The organism is Marilutibacter spongiae (genome assembly GCF_014145325.1).
Lineage (GTDB): Bacteria > Pseudomonadota > Gammaproteobacteria > Xanthomonadales > Xanthomonadaceae > Marilutibacter > Marilutibacter spongiae.
Genome location: NZ_JACHTF010000001.1, coordinates 57,456 through 80,294 on the forward strand (window position 1 = coordinate 57,456; position 22,839 = coordinate 80,294).

23 protein-coding genes and 1 tRNA gene are annotated in these 22,839 nt (G+C 66.1%); 18 read left to right on the forward strand and 6 right to left on the reverse strand.

Features of this window, described 5'->3' with window-relative positions:
* Window positions 1–28: 28 nt before the first annotated feature.
* Window positions 29–721, reverse strand: coding sequence for a cAMP-activated global transcriptional regulator CRP (gene crp / locus H4F98_RS00290; protein ID WP_141519660.1), 693 nt, complete (start codon window positions 719–721; stop codon window positions 29–31).
* 208 nt (window positions 722–929) lie between these two features.
* Here crp and speD point away from each other — a divergent pair, with 208 nt between their 5' ends.
* On the forward strand, window positions 930–1,721 hold the full coding sequence (gene speD / locus H4F98_RS00295; RefSeq protein WP_141519661.1) for an adenosylmethionine decarboxylase: 792 nt from the start codon (window positions 930–932) through the stop codon (window positions 1,719–1,721).
* Between the two features lie 168 nt (window positions 1,722–1,889).
* On the opposite strand, the gene coq7 is transcribed toward speD, so the two are convergent.
* The gene (gene coq7 / locus H4F98_RS00300; RefSeq protein WP_182684679.1) at window positions 1,890–2,531 is read right to left on the reverse strand and encodes a 2-polyprenyl-3-methyl-6-methoxy-1,4-benzoquinone monooxygenase; all 642 of its coding nucleotides are present in this window, start codon (window positions 2,529–2,531) and stop codon (window positions 1,890–1,892) included.
* A 53-nt stretch (window positions 2,532–2,584) separates the two neighbouring features.
* Complete coding sequence (locus H4F98_RS00305; protein WP_182684680.1) at window positions 2,585–3,742, reverse strand: (Fe-S)-binding protein; 1,158 nt, start codon at window positions 3,740–3,742, stop codon at window positions 2,585–2,587.
* Window positions 3,743–3,923: 181 nt separating this feature from the next.
* Here H4F98_RS00305 and rplM point away from each other — a divergent pair, with 181 nt between their 5' ends.
* The 5 genes from rplM (at window position 3,924) to H4F98_RS00330 (ending at window position 6,679) form a co-directional block, all read left to right on the forward strand.
* The gene (rplM, locus tag H4F98_RS00310; protein ID WP_141519664.1) at window positions 3,924–4,352 is read left to right on the forward strand and encodes a 50S ribosomal protein L13; all 429 of its coding nucleotides are present in this window, start codon (window positions 3,924–3,926) and stop codon (window positions 4,350–4,352) included.
* Window positions 4,353–4,364: 12 nt separating this feature from the next.
* Window positions 4,365–4,757, forward strand: a complete 393-nt coding sequence (rpsI, locus tag H4F98_RS00315; protein ID WP_141519665.1) for a 30S ribosomal protein S9 — start codon at window positions 4,365–4,367, stop codon at window positions 4,755–4,757.
* Window positions 4,758–4,793: 36 nt separating this feature from the next.
* Window positions 4,794–4,868: transfer RNA gene (locus H4F98_RS00320), tRNA-Gln, on the forward strand.
* A gap of 415 nt (window positions 4,869–5,283) precedes the next feature.
* Window positions 5,284–5,805 (forward strand): hemerythrin domain-containing protein, encoded by a 522-nt coding sequence (locus tag H4F98_RS00325; RefSeq protein ID WP_182684681.1) that lies wholly within the window; start codon window positions 5,284–5,286, stop codon window positions 5,803–5,805.
* A 64-nt stretch (window positions 5,806–5,869) separates the two neighbouring features.
* On the forward strand, window positions 5,870–6,679 hold the full coding sequence (locus H4F98_RS00330) for a DUF3050 domain-containing protein (protein WP_220479024.1): 810 nt from the start codon (window positions 5,870–5,872) through the stop codon (window positions 6,677–6,679).
* Window positions 6,680–6,694: 15 nt separating this feature from the next.
* Here H4F98_RS00330 and H4F98_RS00335 read toward each other — a convergent pair whose 3' ends face one another.
* Together H4F98_RS00335 and H4F98_RS00340 are read right to left on the reverse strand one after the other, a co-directional pair.
* Complete coding sequence (locus tag H4F98_RS00335) at window positions 6,695–7,321, reverse strand: acyl-homoserine-lactone synthase (protein ID WP_182684682.1); 627 nt, start codon at window positions 7,319–7,321, stop codon at window positions 6,695–6,697.
* A gap of 95 nt (window positions 7,322–7,416) precedes the next feature.
* Window positions 7,417–8,178, reverse strand: a complete 762-nt coding sequence (locus H4F98_RS00340; protein WP_182684683.1) for a helix-turn-helix transcriptional regulator — start codon at window positions 8,176–8,178, stop codon at window positions 7,417–7,419.
* A gap of 219 nt (window positions 8,179–8,397) precedes the next feature.
* On the opposite strand from H4F98_RS00340, the gene H4F98_RS00345 reads away from it, so the two are divergent.
* Both H4F98_RS00345 and maiA read left to right on the forward strand, forming a co-directional pair.
* Entirely contained in the window at window positions 8,398–9,378 is a 981-nt protein-coding gene (locus H4F98_RS00345) for a fumarylacetoacetate hydrolase family protein (protein WP_182684684.1), read from the forward strand.
* Between the two features lie 107 nt (window positions 9,379–9,485).
* Window positions 9,486–10,151, forward strand: coding sequence for a maleylacetoacetate isomerase (gene maiA, locus H4F98_RS00350; protein WP_182684685.1), 666 nt, complete (start codon window positions 9,486–9,488; stop codon window positions 10,149–10,151).
* Window positions 10,152–10,846: 695 nt separating this feature from the next.
* On the opposite strand, the gene H4F98_RS00355 is transcribed toward maiA, so the two are convergent.
* Window positions 10,847–11,959 (reverse strand): PilT/PilU family type 4a pilus ATPase, encoded by a 1,113-nt coding sequence (locus H4F98_RS00355; protein ID WP_182684686.1) that lies wholly within the window; start codon window positions 11,957–11,959, stop codon window positions 10,847–10,849.
* Between the two features lie 139 nt (window positions 11,960–12,098).
* Between H4F98_RS00355 and H4F98_RS00360 the strand changes: the two genes are divergently transcribed.
* From H4F98_RS00360 to H4F98_RS00405, 10 genes are all read left to right on the forward strand, one after another.
* Window positions 12,099–12,443, forward strand: coding sequence for a DUF4398 domain-containing protein (locus tag H4F98_RS00360; RefSeq protein WP_343064699.1), 345 nt, complete (start codon window positions 12,099–12,101; stop codon window positions 12,441–12,443).
* Window positions 12,440–13,375: an OmpA family protein gene (locus H4F98_RS00365; protein WP_182684687.1), complete on the forward strand. Its 936-nt coding sequence runs from the start codon at window positions 12,440–12,442 to the stop codon at window positions 13,373–13,375. The genes H4F98_RS00360 and H4F98_RS00365 overlap by 4 nt, the downstream gene beginning before the upstream one ends.
* A 404-nt stretch (window positions 13,376–13,779) precedes the next feature.
* The gene (locus H4F98_RS00370) at window positions 13,780–14,001 is read left to right on the forward strand and encodes an HP1242/YdcH family protein (RefSeq protein WP_141517252.1); all 222 of its coding nucleotides are present in this window, start codon (window positions 13,780–13,782) and stop codon (window positions 13,999–14,001) included.
* A gap of 249 nt (window positions 14,002–14,250) precedes the next feature.
* Window positions 14,251–15,627 (forward strand): pyridoxal-phosphate dependent enzyme, encoded by a 1,377-nt coding sequence (locus tag H4F98_RS00375; protein ID WP_182684688.1) that lies wholly within the window; start codon window positions 14,251–14,253, stop codon window positions 15,625–15,627.
* Window positions 15,628–15,764: 137 nt separating this feature from the next.
* Window positions 15,765–16,961 (forward strand): cystathionine gamma-synthase, encoded by a 1,197-nt coding sequence (locus H4F98_RS00380; protein ID WP_182684689.1) that lies wholly within the window; start codon window positions 15,765–15,767, stop codon window positions 16,959–16,961.
* A 22-nt stretch (window positions 16,962–16,983) separates the two neighbouring features.
* The gene (locus H4F98_RS00385; protein ID WP_182684690.1) at window positions 16,984–17,796 is read left to right on the forward strand and encodes an ABC transporter permease; all 813 of its coding nucleotides are present in this window, start codon (window positions 16,984–16,986) and stop codon (window positions 17,794–17,796) included.
* Window positions 17,797–17,803: 7 nt separating this feature from the next.
* Window positions 17,804–18,565 (forward strand): ABC transporter ATP-binding protein, encoded by a 762-nt coding sequence (locus H4F98_RS00390; protein ID WP_182684691.1) that lies wholly within the window; start codon window positions 17,804–17,806, stop codon window positions 18,563–18,565.
* 394 nt (window positions 18,566–18,959) lie between these two features.
* A complete protein-coding gene (locus tag H4F98_RS00395) occupies window positions 18,960–19,958 on the forward strand; it encodes a glycosyltransferase (protein ID WP_343064700.1) in 999 nt (332 codons plus the stop codon).
* Window positions 19,959–20,065: 107 nt separating this feature from the next.
* On the forward strand, window positions 20,066–22,033 hold the full coding sequence (locus H4F98_RS00400; RefSeq protein ID WP_182684693.1) for a glycosyltransferase family A protein: 1,968 nt from the start codon (window positions 20,066–20,068) through the stop codon (window positions 22,031–22,033).
* Window positions 22,033–22,833, forward strand: coding sequence for a DUF6270 domain-containing protein (locus H4F98_RS00405; protein ID WP_182684694.1), 801 nt, complete (start codon window positions 22,033–22,035; stop codon window positions 22,831–22,833). Before H4F98_RS00400 ends, H4F98_RS00405 begins: the two co-directional genes overlap by 1 nt.
* The last annotated feature ends 6 nt before the right edge of the window (window positions 22,834–22,839 follow it).

Consider the following 22,839-nt stretch of genomic DNA (forward strand, 5'->3'; position numbering starts at 1 on the left):
GTGGCGAAGAAACCGGGGAATCCCGGGGTCAGTCGCGGGTGCCGTAGAGGACCACCGTCTTGCCGCGGGCGTGCAGCTTGCCGTCGGCCTGCAGCTTCTTGAGCACGCGGCCGGCCATCTCGCGGGAGCAGCCGACGAGGCGGGAGAGTTCCTGGCGCGACACCCGCAGCTGGGTCCCGTCCGGGTGGCTCATCGCCTCCGGTTCCTGGGCCAGGTCGTGCAGGGCCCGGACGATGCGGTCGGTGACGTCCAGGAAGGCCAGGCGGCCGGCCTTGCGGCTGGTGTCGAGGAGGCGGCGCGAGATCTGCGCGCCGATCGCGTACAGCAGCTTGGGCGCATCCGCCGCCAGGCGCGTCATGAGCAGGTCGTAGAAGCGGTCGTGGCCGATCTCGGCCAGCTCACAGGCCACGCGGGTACGCAGGATGACTTCGCGCTGCTGGCTCTCGATGAACAGTCCCAGCTCGCCGACGAACTCGCCGGGGCCGAAATAGCCCAGCACCAGCTCGCGACCGTCGTCTTCCTCGGTGATGATGCTGACCGAGCCGGAGATGACGTAATAAAGGGTGCTCGCCGGGTCGCCGGGCCGGAACACGTCGGTGCGCGACGGATAGCGGCGGCGGTGGCAGTGCGCGAGGAATCGCTCGATCGTGGACGCGTCCGGGGTGAGCGGGCTGTGCGAGCGGCGGAGAGCGGTGAGGTGTGCGACCGAATCGGCTGACATAGGTTTTTCTGGGCAAGTGTGGCCTTGACCCGCTGGAGCTTAGGGCCAAGCGACGCTCTTGGGCAAATCCTGACGTTTTTGCGAAGAGCGCCGGGGCCCTCCCGGGGGCGCCCGGCGGCCCGGGACGGCCCCCGCCGGGCGCCTTGCTTTCGTCGTCATCCCGATTGCCTCATAATCCCCGACCCAGTCGTCCCCCGGGTACAAAGTCGTGGTCAAGCCGTTGCCTCGCTTGAGGCTGCAGGGTTTCAACAACCTCACCAAGGCCCTCTCGTTCAACATCTACGATGTCTGCTACGCCGTGTCCGAGGACCAGCGCCAGCGGTACATCGAGTACATCGACGAGGCCTACAACGCCGACCGCCTGACCCAGATCCTCACCGACGTGGCGGAGATCATCGGCGCGAACATCCTCAACATCGCGCGACAGGACTACGATCCGCAGGGCGCCTCGGTGACGATCCTGATCTCCGAAGAGCCGGTGATCGACAAGTCGCAGGCCAAGGGCGTGATTTCCGACGCCGTGGTCGCGCACATGGACAAGTCGCACATCACCGTCCACACGTATCCGGAGACCCACCCGGACAACGGCATCGCGACCTTCCGCGCGGACATCGACGTCGCCACCTGCGGCGTGATCTCGCCGCTGAAGGCCCTGAACTACCTGATCGAGAGCTTCGAGTCCGACATCGTGGTGATGGACTACCGCGTGCGCGGCTTCACCCGCGACATCAAGGGCCGCAAGCACTACATCGACCACAAGATCAATTCGATCCAGGACTACCTGGCCAAGAACGTGAAGTCGCGCTACGACATGCTCGACGTCAACGTCTACCAGGAAAACATCTACCACACCAAGATGCAGCTGATGGACTTCGACCTCGACCGCTACCTGTTCGAGGAGAAGGCGCGCAACCTGTCGTTCAAGGAGCGCATGAAGATCGAGGCCCGGCTCAAGCGCGAGATCGAAGAGCTGTACCACGGGCGGAACCTCGTGGATTGATGGCTGGTGATTGGTGATTGGTGATTGGTGATTGGTCAAGAACCAACGCAAAAGGCCCGCGTGATGCGGGCCTTTTGCTTTCTCAAGCTCTTCTCGAATCACGAATCACGAATCACCAATTACGAATCACGAATCACCAATTACGAATCACGAATCACCAATTACGAATCACACCCTATAAGCCACCGCCTTCATCACCTTCGACGCCGCGGCCATGATGCCCGGGATCGGCGGCGGCAGGATGCGCGCGCCGGCGGCTTCGGCATTGTCGGCATGGCGGGCCTCGTCGGCCTTCATGACCTGGAGGATCGCGCGGCTGCGTCCGTCGGCCGCCGGCAGCGAGGCGAGGTGTTCGTCGATGTGCGCCTCGACCTGGCGTTCGGTCTCGACCACGAAGCCCAGGTTCCAGCCGTCGCCGCGAAGGCCGGCGAGCACGCCGATTGCGTAACTGCCGCCGTACCACAGGGGGTTGAACAGGCTGGGACGGCTGTCGAGCTCGCGCAGGCGATCCCCGCACCAGGCCAGGTGGTCGGTCTCCTCCTGCGCGGCGTGGAGGAGGTGCTCGCGGGTCGCCGGGTCGCGCGCCACGGTGGCCTGCCCGCAGTAAAGCGCCTGCGCGCAGACTTCGCCGACATGGTTGATCCGCATCAGTCCCGCGGCGTGGCGGCGCTCTTCCTCGCCCAGCACGACGTCGGGTTCGTGCAGGCCCGGGTTGGCGCGTTCGGCGAGCGGGGCGCCGAGGACGGTTTCCATCGCGCGCTGCGCCTGGTCGATGAGCCGGTCGAGCCGGCTGAGGTGGCGTGTCTGCATGACGCCATTCTAGGCGTTGGGGCGGCCACGGGCGATGAAGCCCATGCGGTCCCTCAGTCCGTGGCCAGTTGGTCGGCCAGCAGTTCCAGCGGATGCTCGATGCGGCGCCCCGTCCCGTTGCCCAGGTGCAGGCGGCAGCCGATGTTGGCGCTGAGGATGCGATCGGGCCCCAGGCGTTCGATCTGGTCCAGCAGGGGCTGGCGATGCGCCGCCGCGCGGGCGGGGTCGAGCAGCATGCGCGAGCCGGCCGCGCCGCAGCAGCCGGTGCCGGCATCGAGGCGCTGGACCTCCAGCCCCGGCACGCGCGCCAGCAGGGCCAGCATCGCCGCCGCGCTTTCGCTGTCGCGTTGGGTGCACGGCAGCTGCAGTGCGACGCGCGCACGCAGTGGACGGAAGCGGAGCCGGTCGCCCCGGGCATGCAGGTAGTGGAAGGCGTCGACGGCGACGCCGGGCGGCAGCGCCGCCGCGATCGCTTCGTGGCAGCCGCTGGCCAGGGTGAGCACGCGGGATGCGCCGGCGAATGCCCCGGCGTTGCGCCTGCCCAGGCGATCCTGTCCCGTGGCGTCGCCGGCATGCGCATGCAGGCTGCCGCAGCAGGCCTGCGCCGGCGGTGCGACGAGCGCGACCCCCAGCGCCTCGCACAGGCGCGCGAGGGCGTTGCGCACCGGGCCTTCGTAGGCACGCGCCACGCAGCCTTCGAACACGGCCACCCATGGGCGGGCATCGGTGGGGTCCGGACGGTTCGCGCGCGCGGCCGGCGTTGGCGGCCGGGGCAGGGGGCGCCAGGCCGTCGGCAGCAGCGGATGGGCGCGCCGGTAGGTGTCCAGGAGTACGCGGAGCATGCGCGGCCGGGCGACCAGCGTCTCGAGCAGGCGCTGGCGCAGGGCGGGTCGGCGACGCTGCCGCTGTTCGGCGCGCGCGGCCAGGAGCAGCGCGCCGTAGGACACGCCAGCCGGACAGGCGCGCTCGCAGGCGCGGCATCCCAGGCAGTGGTCCAGGTGGGCTTCGCCGGCCGGCGTGGCCGCGATCCGCCCCTGCGACCACGCGCGGGCGAGGGCGATCCGGCCACGCGGCGATTCGGCCTCGATCCGCTCCAGGGCATACGTGGGGCAGGCCGGCAGGCACAGCCCGCACTGCACGCAGCGGTCCGCCAGCGCCGCCAGCGATGCGGCACCGGTCGGAAGAGCGGGTGGGCAGGCGGACTCGGGCATCATCGGCGATGCTAGCGCAGTCTGAACGCGTCCAGGGGCGAACTTGCAGCGTCGGGGGCAAGCCGCTATCATTCCGCCTCTTGAGTTCCGCAAACAACGCGAGGTGAAGTTCCAGTCGCCCCGGGCACGGCCCGCGCGCGACTGCAACCAACCCGACCATGCACCCCCAAGTAGAGCCGTCATGAAGACTTTCACTGCCAAGAACGAGACCGTCCAGCGCGACTGGTACGTCGTCGATGCCGCGGGCAAGACCCTCGGCCGCCTGAGCTCCGAGCTCGCGCGCCGCCTCCGCGGCAAGCACAAGCCCGTGTACACCCCCCACGTCGATACCGGCGATTACCTCGTGGTGATCAACGCCGAGAAGATCGCCGTGACCGGCAAGAAGCTGCAGGACAAGATGTACCACCGCTTCACCGGCTACATCGGCAACCTGAAGTCCGAGACCCTGGCCCAGGCACTGGAGCGCCACCCCGAGCGCGTGATCGAGATCGCCGTCAAGGGCATGCTGCCGAAGAACACGCTCGGCCGCGCAATGTACCGCAAGCTCAAGGTCTACAAGGGCTCCGAGCATCCGCACGCCGCGCAGCAGCCGCAGCCCCTGGACCTCTAAGGTAAACGACACATGGCTATCCAGCAGAATTACGGCACCGGCCGTCGCAAGTCCTCCACCGCGCGCGTTTTCCTGCGCAAGGGCAGCGGCGCCATCACCATCAACCAGCGTCCGCTCGACGAGTTCTTCGGTCGCGAGACCGCGCGCATGATCGTGCGCCAGCCGCTCGAACTGACCCAGTCGACCGACAAGTTCGACGTCAACGTCACCGTGATCGGCGGCGGCACCACCGGCCAGGCCGGTGCGATCCGCCTCGGCATCGCGCGCGCCCTCGTCGAGTACGACGAGAGCCTGAAGTCCGAGCTGCGCAAGGCCGGCTTCATGACCCGCGACGCCCGCGAAGTCGAGCGCAAGAAGGTCGGCCTGCACAAGGCACGTCGCGCCACGCAGTTCTCCAAGCGCTAATCCACTTGGTGGCATTTGCGTTATAATCGGTCTCATAGCCCCGTCGCCAAGCGGTAAGGCACCTGACTCTGACTCAGGCATTCGGTGGTTCGAATCCATCCGGGGCTGCCATATCCGAACAAGAACGCCCGCCCATCCGGCGGGCGTTCTTGTGTCCGGGCTTCCGATACCCCGCTGCCCTGCGTCCGCGCGCGACGGTGCTGCAGCGCGGTAATCACCCCGTCGCTGCGTGCCGGATCCTTCGTGAAGGCATCGCCCAAGCGCGATCAGCGTCGCAAAACCGGAATCCCGCCTGGCCTGGCCCACCCACGCGGCGACGCACCACGGCCGCCGCCGCGCCCCGGGAAGGGCAGGCGCCGCTTGCTGGGGGCCGTGGAGGGCAGGGGCGCGCCTGCCTGCACCCGTGGATTCACGCACCCGGATACCTGTCGGTTCTGACAGGTGTCGAGCCATGGACGATGACGCTAATTTGCCCCTCGCCACGGGGATGGCGAGTCATCCAAAGGGGAAGGAAGTGCTGGGTTTCATGCGAAGGCTCATGGGCGGGCAGCCCACCAGCCACAAGGGCGGCGCGACGCCACGGGCGCCGATCCAGTTCGACGTGCCGACCGGGCGCGCGAGGCAGATCAAGTACGACCCGTCGCTGGTCGAGTCGCTGGAGAAGGACCACCGCGAACTGGTCGCCCTGTTCAAGGAGATCGGGCAGTGCGCCAAGCTCGACGAGTACGGCGACGTGCCGGCCCTCCTGCTGTCGTTCAAGACCCGGCTCGAAGCCCACCTGATCGCCGAGAACGTGCGCTTCTACAACTACGTCGAGAACACCCTCCAGGACGACGCGGAGAACTCGATGCTGATCCGCAGCTTCCGCCGCGAGATGAACAGCATCGCGCGAGGCGTGGTGGATTTCGTCAAGAAGTACCAGGTCGCCAGCTTCGACGTGCGTGGCCGCGCGGAGTTCCTGGAGGACTACAACACCGTCGGCGGCCTGCTGACGCAACGCATCGAACGCGAGGAGAACAGCCTCTACCCCCTGTACCAACCGCATTGACCGGCGGTACGCCACGTCCGCCGTCATCGAATCACAACGAGCGAGGACCGACATGGACGCGAACATGCATATGGAAGGCGACGCCGTACTGACCCCCCAGATCGCACGGTTGCGAGCGGGGCTGGAAAGCCACGGCGTGTTCGAGGAACTGCGAGACATCCAGGCGCTGCGCGCCTTCATGCAGGTGCATGTGTTCGCGGTCTGGGACTTCATGTCCCTGGTCAAGCGGCTGCAGCAGGACCTGACCTGCGTGCGCCTGCCCTGGATGCCCCCGGCCGACCCGGCCAGCGCCCGGCTGATCAACGACATCGTGCTGGCCGAGGAAAGCGACATCGATGCGGAGGGGCGGCCCGCGAGCCACCTCGACCTCTACCTCAAGGCGATGGAAGACGTGGGCGCGCCGACGCGGGCGTTCAGGCATTTCCTCGACCTGCTGGGCCAGGGCCATGGCCACGAGCAGGCACTCGCCGAGGCGGGGGCCCCCGATTTCGTCGCCGAGTTCGTCTGCGACACCCTGCGCACCGCCACCGGTGGCACCACCCTGCAGGTGATGGCCAGCTTCCTCTACGGCCGCGAGAACGTGATTCCCGGGATGTTCCAGGGCCTGCTCGACCGCTGGGGGCTCGACACCCTGCAGGCACCGGGCTTCGTCTACTACCTGGAGCGCCATATCGAGCTCGATGCCGACGAACACGGGCCGGCCGCCAGCCGCATGCTGGCCACCATGCTGGGCCGCCAGCGCGACGGGCTCAAGGTCGCCCGCGACGCCGCCCGACAGGCGCTCAACGCGCGCCATCGCCTCTGGGACTGCACGGCCATGCAGCTTCGCGAGATCGCCACGATGGCCGCCGAGCCGCGAGCCGCCACCGCCTGACGGCAGGCAGGCCAATCAGGCCGCGCGGGCCAGCGGTACGGCCCGCGTGGCCTGCAACCCACGCGCCACGGCCAGGTTGCCGGCATGCAAGGGCAGGCGGAACGCCAGGCTGGTCACCGAACCGATCCGCTGCGCCGGGCCCAGCCGTTGCACGTCGAGATCGAGCCGTCGCAACAGGCGCTCGAACCCGGCGCTGGTGACGCCGACCACGCAGTCCATCCCCTGCTGGGCGGAAAAGCACAGGACCTCGGCGACCAGCCGCGCGGGTATCCCGCCAAAACGGTGGCCGCATGCGTCGTCGTCGGGCGCACGCGCGGTGGTGACCGCGAAACGGCTGACCTCGATGATGCCGCTGCCGCGGGGCACGCCCGATGGCGCCGCGAGCGCAGGGAACACGTCGCTCAGCATGTTCGGCCCCAGGCTGGGCAGCAGGCGGCAACAGCCGATGGCCCGCTGGCCCTCGTGGGCGATCACGTAGTCCGGCCCGAGCAGGTCGAAGCGGTCGTGCTCGCGACCGACCTCCACCCGCACCGCCCATCCCAGGCGTTCGCCGAACACCTCGGCGCGCAGGCGCAGCATGCTGTCGAACAGGGCCGGCGGCAGGCGGGGCTCGCCGGCCCGGGCCACGGTGAACTCGATCATCCCGACACACTCCATGTCGAACGGGATGCACAGGGAACCCGATACCGTCGATTCGTGCAGCTGGCAGTTCCGACAGGGTCGCGCGACCCCGGCGATCAATGCGCCCCGATCAGACCCATCGACACCGCGCGTGCGACCGCCGCCTGGCGCCCGGATACGCCGAGCTTCTGGCTGGCGTTCTGGACGTGGAAAATGACCGTGCGCTCGCTGATGCCGAGCAGCTGGCCGATCTCCCAGCTGGTCTTTCCGGCCGACGCCCAGTAGAGCGACTCGCGTTCGCGGCCGGTCAACCGCGGTACCTGCGGCGGACGGGGCGGCGCGTTGAGCGAGTGGGTGAAGCGCCGGGCCGCCTCGTGCACGAAATGTGCCAGCAGGTGCAACTCGGCGATTCGCGACGACAGCTCCGGCGCAAGCCGCGCGTCGCCGGTGAACGATATCAGCCCCCAGTTGCTGCCCGGGCCATGCAGCGGGATGCTCAAGCCGGCACCGAGGCCGAATTCGGCGGCTTCGCCGAACATCTGCCGGATGCTGCGTGCGCGGGGATCGAGGGTGGTCCGCCGCTCCTGGCCCAGGCGGGCCCAGTCCAGCGGCACGGCGTGGTCGTGGCAATGCGCCACCACCGGATCGATGCGGATGTAATCGCTGCCCAGGTAGTGCTCGACCCAGGCCTCGGGGTAACTGCCGAGGGTGAACTGCTCGCGGCGGTCGTCGACCAGCGGCAGGTCGAGGGCGTAGAGCCAATGGCGGATGCCGATGGGCTGGACCAGCCGGTCGACGGCCTCGGTCAGCGCAGCGGCGGTCGGGCACTCGGCGAGTGCGGAAAGCGCCTCCAATGGCGCGGCCCCGGGGGGTAGCATGGCAGATCCTTCTGTCTTCCCTGGCGCAAGCCTAGCAGTCCCGCGACCGGGCGCTGACGCCCGTCGACCCGTTCCCGGCGACCGGTCACACTTGCGGGTCGCGCCGCTGCGTCCCGGCGCTGGCCGGCGTTAGGTTACAATTGAAACCATTGACCGACGGCACGTTCACGGCCGCCACGTACCCTCAGATCCCACCCCGCACGCAGGAGTCCGGTCCAGATGAAGCTCGGTAGTCTCAAGGAAGGGGGCCGCGACGGCACCCTGGTCGTCGTCTCGCGCGATCTCGGCCGCGCCGTCAAGGCCACGGGCATCGCGGACACGCTGCAGCGGGCGCTGGAGGACTGGTCGAACCTGGCGCCGCGCCTGAACGCCCTCTCCGAGGCGCTCAATGCCGGTGAGGCCGAGGGCGACTTCGCGCTCGACCCCGCGAGCCTGGCGGCACCCTTGCCGCGGGCCTACGAGTTCGTGGACGGCAGCGCCTACCTGCCGCACGTGGAGCGCGTGCGGCGCGCGCGGGGCGCCGAGGTGCCCGAAACCTTCTACACCGATCCACTGATGTACCAGGCGGTCAGCGCCGGCTTCTACGGCCCCCGCGACCCGGTCAAGGTGCCGAGCGAGGACTTCGGCATCGACCTGGAGGCGGAAGTCGTCGTGGTCACCGACGACGTGCCGATGGCCGCGTCGCCCGAACAGGCCGCCGGCCACATCCAGCTGGTCGGGCTGGTCAACGACGTGAGCCTGCGCAACCTCATCCCGGCCGAACTGGGCAAGGGCTTCGGGTTCCTGCAATCCAAGCCGCGTTCGGCGCTGGGCCCGGTGTTCGTGACCCCGGACGAGCTGGGCGATGCCTGGCGCGACAGCAAGCTGCACCTGCCCATGCTCACCCACGTCAACGGCGAGTGGTTCGGCGCGCCCGAGGCGGGCGTCGACATGCAGTTCAACTTCGCCCAGCTGGTGGCGCACGCGGCCCGCACCCGCCCGCTGTCGGCCGGCACCATCGTCGGCTCGGGCACCGTCGCCAACGAGGACACCTCGCTGGGCGCGTCCTGCTTCGCCGAGCGTCGCACCGTGGAGACCCTCGAGCACGGCAAGCCCAGCACGCCCTTCATGAAGTTCGGCGACGTCGTGCGCATCGAGATGCTCGACAAGAGCGGCGCGAGCGTCTTCGGTGCGATCGAGCAACGCATCGAGCAGCCCTGACGGCGACGCGCCGCCGACGACGGGTGGCCCCGGCGGCCGCCCGCCGTCGCGTCTGCGGTAAGGTGCGCGCTGGACCAGGGCCGCATCCGGGGAAACGAGGTGGAACCGTGAACGAGCGATTGAAGCTGTACTCCTACTGGCGTTCGAGCGCGGCCTACCGCGTGCGCATCGGGCTCAACCTCAAGGGGCTGTCCTACGACATCGAGCCGGTCCACCTGGTCCGCGATGGCGGCGAGCAGCACATGCCCGACTTCCGGGAGGCCAACCCCCAGGGCCTCGTGCCGGTGCTGCGGCACGGCAGCCGGGTCTTTCGCCAGTCGTTGGCCATCCTGGAATACCTGGAAGAAGCCTGGCCCACGCCGGCCCTGCTGCCGGGCGAGGCGCGCGACCGCGCCCGGGTGCGGGCGCTGGCGCAGGCGGTGGCCTGCGAGATCCATCCGCTCAACAACCTGCGCGTGTTGCAGCACCTGGAACACGAAATGGGCGTGGACGCCGACGGGCGCGAGGCCTGGGTCCGGCACTGGGTCGAGGACGGCTTCGAGGCCATCGAGGCGATGCTCGTGGACCACCCATCCACTGGACGCTTCTGCGAGGGCGACGCGCCCGGCCTGGCCGATTGCTGCCTGGTCCCGCAGGTCTACAACGCGCGCCGGTTCAAGGTGGACATGGCCCCGTACCCGACGATCGAACGCATCGAGGCCGCCTGCCTGGCCTTGCCGGCCTTCGACGCCGCGCGCCCCGAGCGCCAGCCCGACGCGCCGTCGCCGGCCTGAGTCGACGCGACCGGGAAAGGTTCTTCTCCCGACCGGGGGAGAATTCGGCTGATCCGGGTGGCCTGCATCGCAACCCCGCGCCGTCCGGCCGAACGTCCAGCGCACCGCGCTGGGACGGGGAGAACTCCCGAGCCTTTTGCCAAAGGCTGGATTCCAGCGTTCGCTGGAATGACGGTTTGTGGGTCCGCCGAACGGGTTTGGCCGCGCCGTCGCCGTAGGGTGGGTCGAGCCGAAGGCGATGCCCACCGTGGTTGCCGGCCGCGACGCACGGTGGGTTTTGCTTCACGCAACCCATCCTGCGATCCGGCCAATGGCCGCGCGATTGACGGTCTCGGCGTCACCACCACTCGTCATCCCAGCGAACGCTGGGATCCAGCTCATGCCGTCCTGCGATGGCCACGACCCGCGCGCGGCATCGCATCGCCTCGACCTCGTGCTCGACATCCATGGCACACCACTTCGCGCGAAAAGGCCGGATCCCAATGTGCGTTGGGGTAGGGCGCAACCGCTTGCAGGGCGCCGCCTCGCGGTTTGGCCGAACGCCTTGCGCGCAGCGCTGGGCCGGGTCGCCAAGCAAGATGCAAGGGCTGGATCCCAGCGTTCGCTGGGATGACGGCAGGGTGGCTCGAAGAGTGCGAAAAAAAAGCCACCCGCTTGGGTGGCTTTCCGTATCCGCCGCGGTGTGGATGCCAGTCTCAGTGCGATTCGGCGTCGAAGACGTCCGCGTAAGGGTCGTGCTCGCTGCCACCGCCCTCGGACAGGCGGAACTTGAGCGCCAGGCCATCGCGGGAGTCGGCGGCCTTGAGCGCCTCTTCCATCTCCACGCGACCTTCCTTGACCAGCCGGAACAGGCACTGGTCGAAGCTCTCCATGCCTTCCTCCAGCGTCTCTTCCATCGCCTGCTTGATCTCGTGGACCTGGCCGCGGCGCATGAGGTCGCGGATGTGCGGGGTGTTGATCAGCACTTCCGCGGCCGGCAGGCGGCGGCCATCGGTACCGATGACCAGACGCTGCGAGATGACCGCCTTGAGGTTCAGGGCCAGGTTCATCAGCACGTTCTTGTGCGCCGATTCGTTGAAGAAGTTGAGGATGCGTTCGAGCGTCTGGTCGGCGTTGTTGGAGTGCAGCGTGGCCAGGCACAGGTGGCCGGTCTCGGCGAAGGCAATGGCCGCCTCCATGGTCGCGGCGTCGAGGATCTCGCCGATCAGGATCACGTCCGGCGCTTCGCGCATCGCGTTCTTCAGCGCGTTGTGGAAGGCATGCGTGTCCAGGCCGACCTCGCGCTGGTTGACGATCGACTTCTTGTGCTTGTGCAGGTATTCGATCGGGTCCTCGATGGTGAGGATGTGCCCGGAGGTGTTGCTGTTGCGGTAGTCGATCATCGAGGCCAGCGTGGTCGACTTGCCCGAGCCGGTGGAGCCGACGATCAGGACCAGGCCGCGGGGTGCCATGATGATGTCCTTGAGCACCGGCGGCAGCTGCAGCTCCTCGATGCTGGGGATCACGCTGCGGATGGCGCGGATGACCATGCCCACCTCGCCGCGCTGCTTGAACACGTTGATGCGGAAGCGGCCCGCGTCCGGCAGCGCGATCGCCATGTTCAGCTCGAGGTCGCGCTCGAACGAGGGCACCTGGCCCTCGTCCATCAGCGAGTAGGCGATCTTCTTGACCATGCCCGGGGGCAGGCCCGTGTTGCCGAGCGGGTACAGTTTGCCCTCGACCTTGATGTAGACAGGCGCGCCGGTGGTCAGGAACATGTCCGACGCGTTCTTTTCCGTCATCAGCTTCAGGAAATAGCCGATGTCCATACTGCAGCCCCTCGTTCGATACGGTTCCGGCGGCCCGACGTTGCAAGCCGGCCACCGGCTTCAGACAATGGCCCGGCGATTTCGCAACCGCATGGCCTCCCCAATGATCCCAAGCTTCGCACAAATCCGTTACCTGCTAGTGGCTTCAGTTCTCGCTTCCGGCCTTTCCGGCTGCGCGAGCCTGCCGCCCCCGACCGCCGAACTGGCGGACGCCCAGCAGTCGATTTCCCTGGCATCCGACGCCGACGCCGACCAGTATGCCGCGCAGGACATCGCCACGGCACGCGAAGCGCTCAGCCGGGCGCAGGTGGCCATGGCGGAAGGCCGCGAGGACGATGCCCGCAAGTTCGCGCTGGCTGCCGACGCCGATGCCGACCTTGCCCTGGCCCGCAGCCAGGAAGCGAAGATGAACGCGCAGGTCGCCCAGCGACGCGCCGAGATCACGCAGCTGCAGCAGCGCCTGCAAGGGGAGGGTGGCCGATGAAGCGTCTTGCCGCCTGCCTGGTCCTCGCCCTGTGCGCCGCGCCCGCGGCCCAGGCCCAGAGCACCGACCCTTCCGCGTCCCTGGCGCAGCGCCTGGGGGCGCTCGACAGCGATCCCGCCGTGGCCAGCTACGGCGCCTACGAGCGCCTGCAGGCCCGGCAGGCGCTCGAAGCGCTCGACAAGGCGTCCAGCCGCAACCGCGAGGCCGCGCGCTACGTGGCCGAGCGCCGGGTGTCGATCGCCGAGATCGCGGCCCGCAACCAGGTCCTGCAGCAGGAACTCGGTCGCCTGGAGACCCAGCGCAGCGAACTGCTGATCGAAGCCAGTCGCCGCGATGCCGCCCAGGCCCGCGCCGAGGCCGAGCGCCTGCGCCTGCAGGCCCAGTTGCAGGCCGAGGAAGCGGCGCGCCTGCGCGAGCAGACCGAGGCCGGCGAAGCCGCGATGCAGGATGTCGAGAACGCCCTGGTGGGCGTGGCCGGCGTCGAGAACGCGCGCCTGAAGGCCGCCCGCGAGCGCGAAGCGGCCCTCGCGCGGCAGGAAGCCGAACTCATGGCCGGGGGCACCCTGCCGCCGTCGAAGCAGGAGCGCCGCGGCGAGGTCTTCACGCTGGGGGGCGAGGCCTTCGCCTCGGGCCGCGCCAGCCTGACACCGGCGGCCGAGGTGAGTACGCGTGCGCTGGCCACCTATCTGCAGGCCGGTGGCGGCAGGACCCGGATCACGGTCGAAGGCCACACCGACAACCAGGGCGATCCTGCCGCCAACCAGGCCCTGTCGCAGCGCCGCGCGCAGGCCGTGGCCGACGCCCTCGTGGCCGCCGGCGTCAGCGCTTCCCGCCTGCAGGTGGAAGGTCTTGGGCAGAGCCGGCCGCTGGGCGACAACGGCAGTGCCGAAGGCCGCGCGCGCAACCGGCGCGTCGAGGTCATCGTAAAATAAGTTTTGAAAACAACAACTTGTTGGGCATTCAAGGGCCCGGGCCGGTACGCCCCGGGCCCGTTCCCGGCCGCGGCTGAACCGCTCGTCGCCCGGAACAGCGGGCGTCTTGCCCCACCCGGGGGGGAGGAGTAGGGTCGGATATCCAAGCGATTGGTTTCCGCTTGGCGATGAGCCCGAGCCGATGACGCATTCGATCCCGCTGCCTGCTTCCGCCGCCCCCGACCGGGACGCGCCGGGGCTGCGCAAGGGCGGGAAGAGGGTGCTGCTGCATCCCCGGGCCGCCGTACAACCCGACCTGTCCGCGACGCCTCGGCCCATGGCCGGGGCGTTTTCGTTTGCGGGCACTTCCTGCCAGCCCGGCCGTCCGGCCGGACTTTCCCACCCCCGCCGTCAGGAGGTTTTCCATGTTCGAAGAACAGCCCCAGCCCGTCATCGAGGCGCTGATGAAGTCCAACCCCGAGTTCAAGCAGCTGTACCAGCGCCACAAGCTGCTCGACAAGAAGGTCAATGCGGCCGAACTCGGGGTCCTGCCCATCGATGACGTCACCCTGGGGCGGATGAAGCGCGAAAAGCTGGCCGCCAAGGACCGCCTGCTCCGGCTCTACGATCCCGACACCTCGCACTGAACGTCCACAGCTTCGCAAGGCGGCAGGCCTTCCTCGTCGGTACCTGCCGCCAGCGAACCCGGAGCCGCCGCGGCTGCCCCGTGCAGCCGCGGCGGTTGGCCGGTTCCCACCGCGGCGCGACCCGCGCCGCCTTCCGCTGACGCGATCCGCATGCCATGGGCGCATGCGGGGCGCCGACCCGGCGGCACGCCCGGTAGAATCCCCTCGAACGCCGCACGTCCGCGGCCCGTTGGAGACCGAGCGATCCCCATGGCCATACATGCCTCCGTACTCGAACTGATCGGCGCCACGCCCATCGTCAAGGCGCAACACCTCGACACCGGCGCATGCGAGCTCTACCTCAAGCTGGAGTCGCAGAACCCCGGGGGGTCGATCAAGGACCGCATCGGCCTGAAGATGATCGAGGCGGCGGAGGCCCGCGGCGACATCAAGCCCGGCGATACCCTGGTCGAGGGCACCGCCGGCAACACCGGCCTGGGCCTGGCCCTGGTCGCCCAGCAGAAGGGCTACAAGCTGCTGCTGGTGGTACCCGACAAGATGAGCCGCGAGAAGATCTTCAACCTCAAGGCCATGGGCGCGCAGGTCCTGCTCACCCGCTCGGACGTGGCCAAGGGCCATCCCGACTACTACCAGGACATGGCCGAGCGCATCGCCCGCGAGACACCCGGGGCCTACTTCGTCAACCAGTTCGGCAATCCCGACAATCCGGCCGCGCACGAGCAGGGCACCGGCCCGGAGATCCTCGCCCAGATGGCGGAGGTGGGTGGACTGGATGCCATCGTGTTCGGTTGCGGCAGCTCCGGCACCATGAGCGGCCTGTCGAAGTGCTTCGCCGAGCACTCCCCCGGCACCGAGCTCATCCTCGCCGACCCGGTGGGATCGATCCTCGAGGAATACGTCAACCGCGGCACCCTGAGCGAAAAGTCCGCCAGCTGGATGGTCGAGGGCATCGGCGAGGACTTCCTGCCCAGCATCTCGGACTTCAGCCGCGTCACCCGGGCCTACGCCATCGGCGACAAGGAGAGCTTCCTCACCGCGCGCGAGCTGCTGGAGAAGGAGGGCGTGCTGGGCGGCTCCTCCACGGGCACGCTGCTGGCCGCCGCGCTGCGCTACTGCCGCGAACAGACCGTGCCCAAGCGGGTGCTGGTGTTCGTCTGCGACACCGGCAACAAGTACCTGTCGAAGATGTACAACGACTACTGGATGCTGGACAACGGCTTCCTCGAGCGCGAACCCACCGGCGACCTGCGCGACCTGATCCTGAGGCCCTACGCCGCGCGCGATACCGTGGTCGTGGCGCCCACCGACCTGCTGGTGACCGCCTACCAGCGCATGAAGCTCTACGACGTCTCGCAGCTGCCGGTGATGGAAGGGGACGCGATCGTGGGCATCGTCGACGAGAGCGACGTGCTCCTCCATGTCTATGGCGACGAGAGCCGCTTCCGCGACCCCGTCTCCACCGCGATGGTCAGCAAGCTGGACAAGGTGCCGGTCGGGGCGCCGATCGAAACCCTGCTGCCGATCTTCGATCGCGGCCACGTCGCGATCGTGATGGATGGCGACCATTTCGTCGGCCTGATCACCCGGATCGACCTGCTCAACTACCTCCGTCGCAGGGTGGAGTGAGATGGTCGCGATGACCCGTGTGAGGGCTACGGGCGATTGACCGGGACTGAACGGGGGCGGGGAGCCGGGGAGTGGCGATGCTAGACTTCCCGGTCGCCGCGCGCCCCGCCGGCGGACACGACGTGGAAGCACTGGCAATGACAGAACGACAACCGGATGGCGATGGCCGCAAGCCCGGTCTGGGCACCCTCGCGATCCATGCAGGACAGGTGCCCGATCCCAGCACGGGTGCCGTGATGACCCCCATCTACGCGACCTCGACATACGTGCAGGCCAGCCCCGGCGAACACCAGGGCTTCGAGTACTCGCGCACCCACAACCCCACCCGGTTCGCCTACGAGCGCTGCGTCGCCGCGCTCGAGGGCGGGCAGCGCAGTTTCGCCTTCGGGTCCGGCATGGCGGCGACCTCCACGGTCCTGGAACTGCTCGATGCCGGCAGCCACGTCATCGCCATGGACGACGTCTACGGCGGCACCTACCGGCTGTTCGAGCGGGTCCGCAAGCGCACCGCCGGCCTGGAGGTCAGCTGGGTCGACCTGGGCGACGAGGCTGCGTTCGAGGCGGCGATCGGGCCGGCCACCCGGATGGTCTGGATCGAGACCCCGACCAATCCGATGCTCAAGCTGGTCGACATCGAACGCATCGCCGCCATCGCGCATCGCCACGGCCTGATCGTGGTGGTCGACAACACCTTCTGCTCGCCGATCCTGCAGCGCCCGCTCGAAAAGGGCGCCGACATCGTCATGCACTCGGCCACCAAGTACCTCAACGGCCACTCGGACATGGTCGGCGGCATCGTGGTGGTCGGCGACGACGCCGGGCTGGCGGAGCAGATGGCCTTCCTGCAGAACTCGGTGGGCGCCGTCCAGGGCCCGTTCGACAGCTTCCTTGCGCTGCGCGGCCTGAAGACCCTGCACCTGCGCATGAAGGCGCACTGCGAGAACGCAGCGGCGCTTGCCACCTGGCTGGATTCGCATCCCGCGGTCGAGAAGGTCATCTATCCGGGCCTGGCCTCGCACCCGCAGCACGACCTCGCCCGCCGCCAGATGGACGGTTTCGGCGGCATGATCAGCATCGTGCTGAAGGGCGGCGTCGAGGCCGCGCGCCGTTTCTGCGAGCGCACCGAGCTGTTCGCACTGGCCGAGTCGCTGGGCGGCGTCGAGAGCCTGGTCAACCATCCCGCGATCATGACCCATGCCTCGGTGCCGGCCGATCGCCGCGAACGCCTGGGGCTGAGCGACGCGCTCGTGCGCCTGAGCGTGGGCGTCGAGGCGGTGAAGGACTTGCAAGCGGATCTTGCTGAAGCACTGGGCGTGGGAGAGGGGGGTGACTGAATCTCCAGTTGGGAAGGATATCATGCCCTTTCACAAGCCTTCCGGCGGCGCGTCGCTGTTAAGTGACGCGACGGGCAGTCTGCGGCGTCCCGAGTTCTGGACGTTTGCAACTTGGTTGGACCTCATCACCAAATACCGACGATCCCGTCTGGGCATTTTGTGGATGTTCTTGCCCCCGACAGCGACCGTTTTCCTGCTTGGATACTTCTATGCCGGTCTCTCAAACAAGGACCCATTCGCGTTCATGCCATACATGGGTATGGGTTATATTTTGTGGCGGTTCATAACCCAAGTTATTGGTGAGTCGTCAAGTACGATGATCGGGCACAGAGCATTCATAATGGATGGCCGGACTCGTTTCACCGATTACGTTCTGAGATGCGTTTCCAAGGCCGGGCTTTACTTTTCGGCGGCGCTGGTGGTCGTATTGATAGCTTTCGCTCTTTCACCCGGCTTTAGCATTGTTAATATATTAACCCTGGTAGTTACCCTGCCAATATTTCTGTTGAATCTTTTTAGCGTGGGTGTGCTGTTGTCGCTGATCGGCGCACGCTATCCGGATACTCACGAGTTCACGACAACAATTTTTATATTCGGGTTCTTGCTCACGCCCATCCTCTGGTATCCGGAGCACATAGCTCACGGCACGCCACGCGCATTGCTTATGGATGTTAACCCAGCATTTCATCTCATTGAACTGGTGCGCGGGCCCCTGCTGGGTCGAACAGTTAGGATGGTGACTGTCGTTTATGTGTCGGTAACCTCGGTTGTACTCCCGATGTTGGCAGCATGGGCATATCGTCGTTACGCACGCTTTGTGCCGATCTGGATATAGTTGAGATATGGCGCACCTGAAAGTCGAAAACTTGGGTCTTGATGTGCCTTTGTACGTGCATGCAGAGCGCACCACCAATTCATGGCTGGCGGCGCTTGGGGGGGCGGCGTTGTCATCTCCCAAGCGTGAGTTTGTAACGCTTCTCGACGGCGTTTCCTTCGAAGCAAACGAGGGTGATCGAATCGCCATCATCGGAAGGAACGGGGCAGGAAAATCCACCCTGCTACAGTTGTTGACCGGAGCCTATCAGCCCACCAGGGGCTCCATCGACGTGGACGGTACGCGCCATGCGTTGATGAATATGTCCCTTGGGTTCAATCCCGAGGCAACAGTGGCTGAGAATATTCTTCTTCGAGGCGCGGCGATGGGCTCTCCTCTGGCATATGCTCGGGAGATGGTGCGTCCTGTGCTGGAGTTCGCGGAACTGGGAGAAAAATCCAATCATCGACTCCGAACTCTGTCTTCGGGGCAACGGATGCGATTGGGCTTTGCCATCTCGACTTCAGTGCAGCACGACATCATGCTGCTCGACGAATGGATCGGTACCGGTGACGCCGAGTTCATCGAGAAGGCCACCACGCGGATGATGGATCGCGTGGGAGGTAGCAAGATAGTGATTATGGCTACCCATAGCCTCAGCCTGATACGCAGGACCTGTAACCGCGCCATTTTGATTGATCGAGGGCAGCTCAAAGGGCGAGGCTCGGTTGATCGAGTTGTTCGGAAGTACAAGGACATGATGGCGAGACATGCACGACATGGAACGTGACGCTCCAACCGCTCGATGTGGAGGCTCGCCTGCGCCATGAACGCTTGGCCAAGGAGAAAGTAAGGTCATGCGGGTTCTCTTGATCGCACACGAGTATCCACTGAGCCCCTCTCCCCAGTCTCTTCGCTGGATGTATCTGAGCCGGGAGCTGGCGGCTCAAGGGGCTGAAGTGCATGTCCTCACACCGGAGGGAATGCCCGGCTCAGGGCCGCGGCTGGCGGTGCCGCAGGGAATCTCGGTCCATCGAACGTTTCCCGGTGTTGTGACCGGCGGTGTGAGGCTTGTGTCCAGGTTGAGTGCGCTTCGAAAGGCGAAGCGCGGCCCTGGGCGAGGGGTGACCGCTAGCGAAGGGGAGGCCTCTGGGCTAGCGAGTATCGCAGAGGCATCTTCCGTATTGAACTGGAAGGGCCGACTGATCGAAACCATCAGTCGCGTGGCTGCGCGTTGGTGGTTTCCGGATGCTCGCGGCGAATGGCGTTTTTTTGCGAGGCAGCGTCTGCTATCCCTCTTGCATGCGATCGACCCCCATGTCGTGATCAGTTCGCACGAGCCGGCAACCACGCTGCAGCTGGGCATGATGGCGAAGACCCTGGGATTTCCTTGGCTCGTCGATCTTGGCGATCCGGTCCTCGCCGAATACACACCTCGGCGATGGCGTCGTCGTTCCCTGCGCCTGGAAAGAATGACTTGCGAACGCGCGGACGCGATAACGGTGACTACCGATGGGACACGTCGCCTCCTTGTGGAAAGGCACGATGTCGATGCCGCGCGTGTGCAGGTTATGACACAGGGTTTCGACCCTGCGATAGGCGTGGACCCCTGCGTCGCAGTGTTTCAGCCTGAATTTCTCGAGCTGTTGTTCACCGGAAGCTTCTATGCATTCCGACGACCGGAGTCACTTGTGGACGCGGTCATCGCGGCGCCTGGTGTACGTCTGAATATCGCGACTTCTCGAGTGCCGGCGTCGCTCGAGATACGAATCGCGCAACACCCGGATCGAATCAGGTTGCTGGGATACCTGCCTCACGAGACTGTACGTGCACTCCAGCGAAACGCGGACGTTCTGGTCAACATCGCCAACGACAATCCAGAGCAGGTTCCCGGAAAAGTATTCGAGTATCTTGGCGCCGGGAGGCCGATATTGCACCTTGAGGCGGCAGCGAAGGACGAAGCAGGATTGCTCATCGAAGCCAAGCGGAGGGGTCTCCGATGCGCGATGGACTCGAGCGAAATACAGGTTGCGTTGGCCCAGCTTGCTCGCCTCAAGCACGAAGGGGCTTTCGACGCGGCGTTCGACCTTTCCGAAGAGAGCGTCCAGGAGTTCAGTTGGACCCATATCGGCAGGATTTTGGGGCGGCGGCTTGCCCTGCTTGTGGGAGGGAAGTGCATTTGATACGTCACGAACGCAAGCTTGGATCGCGCTCAGCACTCGAGAAGGCCCGTGGGCAGCTCGCTGCAGAGCGTATTCGAAGTGGCGAACTCCATAGACGTGTTGGGTCGATGGAAGAGAGCACCTCCTGGCGCATCACGCTGCCACTTCGATGGTTGGCGTCCATTTTTCGAGGAAGAAGTACGCATTCCCCTGAAAAGCTAGGCGGAACGACGCTGCCGGATTGGGTTCCGTACGAATTTATCCGTCCCGGTGGACGGCAAGCTGATGGCGATGGGGATTCGACGGTGATCGACCTGCGGCCATTCGCCGCCGGCTTGTTCGACGACTGGGTCATTGACTCATTTTCCCCCTCCATTGGCACGCCACCCCCGCGCGGCTGTGCGCCGATCGGGCGTCGTGATTCAAGCATCGCTCTTATAGGGGGGGCGGATCTAGCCCGCGAGCTTGCTTTTGAAGTCACCGTCTTTAGTATTGATGCGGCGACCGACCTATCCGTGCTCACCCGGGAGAAACCGGATTTCCTGTTGGTCGAGGTCAATCCTACAGCGCTGGACCCGACTTGGATGGAGCGCATCCTCGACACCTCGGGTCAGGGAATGGGTTCGATCGTGGGAGCATGTCGCTCCGTAGGCATCCCCGTTGTGGTCTGGCTCCGTGCGAAGGCGGTGGAGCTCGAGCGGATGATGGAATTCATCGGTCTCGCCGACCGCGTATACGCGGCCGACGAATTGCAACTCGAGGTAGTGGCGTCACGGCTGGGAGCGCAATGTGTGTCGCTACTTCCGCCGGCGGTCCAGCCTGCCCTTTACAATCCTGTACTTACTCCGCGCCTGAGCGAGGTGGCGACCCGATTGTCGGGGAGGGTGCTGGTCGACGACGTTCGCGAAACTTCGACCTCGCCTCTGAATCGATCAAGCAAAGCGCATACAGTCCCTCTGATTGCGGTAGACAGCTTTCGTCGCGCCCGATCCCTTGAGAAGGGCGAGTCGCCAGCACAAACCGCCAAGGGCGCCTTGGTGGATGGCCTGGACAAGTTGTTGCTGCAGCGAATGGTCGCGGCTGAGTTTTTTGACGTTTGCAGCGAGAGGCCCCGGTGGTGGGTGACTCAAGAAATGCTTAGGGCTGCCGCGTGCGGTGCAATCGTGGGCGCTTCGACGGAAACTAACGGTCTATGGCCACTTGCCGGCATCTTGCCCCTTGCGGGCGATTCGCCCGCAGCACTGCTGGCACTCAACGTCGACCCCGGTGCGACGAAGGCGTGGAGTCATCGTGCATTCCGCGAAATCGTGCAGCGGCACTCGCTTGCACGCCGACTTGAGTGCATTCGCGTCGACCTGGGGCTGATGGAAGCTCTTCCGAGCGCAATGGTGTCGGCGCTTCTGGTCAGCAAGCGACCTGATCGCTTGCCAGGATGCTTGGCATCGTTCTCCCGCCAAACGTATGAAGCGCTCGAGCTGATTGTTGTCGTGCATGGCGTTGCCGCCGATGACAACCTGCGCAAAGCAGCCGCCTCGGCCACGCGAAGGGTGCAGATTCTGGAGGCGTCAAGCCACCTGAGCTTGGGTGAATGTCTGAACTTGGCCGCCTCCAAGGCGCATGGTGACTATTGGGTGAAACTCGATGACGACGATCATTATGGCCCGCATTATCTTTCCGACTTGATGGCGCTTGCGACGAGCGTGCGTTGCGACGTGCTTGGAAAGCCCATGGTCTATACCTTTTTCGAAATCGATGAGGTGTTGGTTCGAGATCCTGTTCGCCAGGCCCTCACTCTCCAGCTTTTCGATCAGGACTGGCCGCGTGGTGTCGTGTGCGGCGCCACCTTGGGTGGTCGCATGGATGTGCTCGGTTCAGTCCCTTTTCCCACCAACTTGCGCAAGGGAACCGATACTGCCTTCCTGGAAGCCTGCGCGCGTCACGGTCTGCGCCTCCTTTCGGCAGACGGATTCAGTTACGTCTGTCACCGAAACCCCGCGCCGGGATTCCACACTTGGGAGGGCGCTGAAGCAGAGGTCCGCGCACGAGGCATCGTCGTCGGTAGTCGAGATCGGATCGCCGAAGAGGTGGATGGGTGATGCCAGGAACCGTTCCGATGGGGCGCATTTTCATACTCGGTAGCTGCGTATCCCGCGATGCATTCGAGCTTCCCGGTCACGGCTTCGAGTTATCCGGGTATCTGGCGCGGTCCTCGCTTGGCAGCGCGTTTTTGACGCGACCGGCGCCCGCGCCCATGCTCGCTGCGGCAACAGAGATCAAGAGTCCGTTTCAGCGTCGGATGGTCGAAACGGACCTCAACAAGCGCGCGTCGTCCGTCCTGCGCCGCGGCGGCTTTGACTTCGTCCTGCTTGATCTCATTGATGAGCGTTTCCCGCTCGCGGACTTCGGTACGATGCGTGGCGAGCCAGGTCTCGCCACCTTGTCGCTCGAGTTTGCGAGAGCCAGTAGATGGCGGGGGCGTCGTATCGCACCCGGTAGTACGGAGCACGTGGCTGCGTGGAGACGCGGCGTGCGTCGCCTTCTCCGACTGGTGCCGCCCGGAAGAATCATCCTGAACAAGGCATTCTGGGCTGGCCGGTTCGAGGATGGCAAGAGCCTTCCGGAGCCCGAGAAGATCGCAGCTAGCAACCGGCACCTGGCGACGATGTACGCCTTCCTGGCGAGGGCCGGAATCACCAAGGCCATAGACTATCCTGGCGGGCCACGTGCCAGTCCCACCCATCGCTGGGGCGTCGCCCCTTTCCACTATTCTGAGGCGACTTACAGATGGATGCTCGATGAGCTCGCGCGCATCTGCTGCGCGGATAATAAAGCGTTAGAGGAGTCGGGCTCGTCCATAGGGATGGGTCTCGATGGAGCACGAGAGGAGAGCGTTTAAGAGTGG

What these genes read in the sequence shown, in the direction of transcription:
- crp (WP_141519660.1), bottom strand. Translation starts at nt 721, where the DNA reads ATGTCAGCCGATTCGGTCGCACACCTCACCGCTCTCCGCCGCTCGCAC.
- coq7 (WP_182684679.1), bottom strand. Translation starts at nt 2,531, where the DNA reads ATGCAGACACGCCACCTCAGCCGGCTCGACCGGCTCATCGACCAGGCG.
- H4F98_RS00305 (WP_182684680.1), bottom strand. Translation starts at nt 3,742, where the DNA reads ATGCCCGAGTCCGCCTGCCCACCCGCTCTTCCGACCGGTGCCGCATCG.
- rplM (WP_141519664.1), top strand. Translation starts at nt 3,924, where the DNA reads ATGAAGACTTTCACTGCCAAGAACGAGACCGTCCAGCGCGACTGGTAC.
- rpsI (WP_141519665.1), top strand. Translation starts at nt 4,365, where the DNA reads ATGGCTATCCAGCAGAATTACGGCACCGGCCGTCGCAAGTCCTCCACC.
- H4F98_RS00325 (WP_182684681.1), top strand. Translation starts at nt 5,284, where the DNA reads ATGCGAAGGCTCATGGGCGGGCAGCCCACCAGCCACAAGGGCGGCGCG.
- H4F98_RS00330 (WP_220479024.1), top strand. Translation starts at nt 5,870, where the DNA reads ATGCATATGGAAGGCGACGCCGTACTGACCCCCCAGATCGCACGGTTG.
- H4F98_RS00335 (WP_182684682.1), bottom strand. Translation starts at nt 7,321, where the DNA reads ATGATCGAGTTCACCGTGGCCCGGGCCGGCGAGCCCCGCCTGCCGCCG.
- H4F98_RS00340 (WP_182684683.1), bottom strand. Translation starts at nt 8,178, where the DNA reads ATGCTACCCCCCGGGGCCGCGCCATTGGAGGCGCTTTCCGCACTCGCC.
- H4F98_RS00345 (WP_182684684.1), top strand. Translation starts at nt 8,398, where the DNA reads ATGAAGCTCGGTAGTCTCAAGGAAGGGGGCCGCGACGGCACCCTGGTC.
- H4F98_RS00355 (WP_182684686.1), bottom strand. Translation starts at nt 11,959, where the DNA reads ATGGACATCGGCTATTTCCTGAAGCTGATGACGGAAAAGAACGCGTCG.
- H4F98_RS00365 (WP_182684687.1), top strand. Translation starts at nt 12,440, where the DNA reads ATGAAGCGTCTTGCCGCCTGCCTGGTCCTCGCCCTGTGCGCCGCGCCC.
- H4F98_RS00370 (WP_141517252.1), top strand. Translation starts at nt 13,780, where the DNA reads ATGTTCGAAGAACAGCCCCAGCCCGTCATCGAGGCGCTGATGAAGTCC.
- H4F98_RS00375 (WP_182684688.1), top strand. Translation starts at nt 14,251, where the DNA reads ATGGCCATACATGCCTCCGTACTCGAACTGATCGGCGCCACGCCCATC.
- H4F98_RS00380 (WP_182684689.1), top strand. Translation starts at nt 15,765, where the DNA reads ATGACAGAACGACAACCGGATGGCGATGGCCGCAAGCCCGGTCTGGGC.
- H4F98_RS00385 (WP_182684690.1), top strand. Translation starts at nt 16,984, where the DNA reads ATGCCCTTTCACAAGCCTTCCGGCGGCGCGTCGCTGTTAAGTGACGCG.
- H4F98_RS00390 (WP_182684691.1), top strand. Translation starts at nt 17,804, where the DNA reads ATGGCGCACCTGAAAGTCGAAAACTTGGGTCTTGATGTGCCTTTGTAC.
- H4F98_RS00400 (WP_182684693.1), top strand. Translation starts at nt 20,066, where the DNA reads ATGGAAGAGAGCACCTCCTGGCGCATCACGCTGCCACTTCGATGGTTG.
- H4F98_RS00405 (WP_182684694.1), top strand. Translation starts at nt 22,033, where the DNA reads ATGCCAGGAACCGTTCCGATGGGGCGCATTTTCATACTCGGTAGCTGC.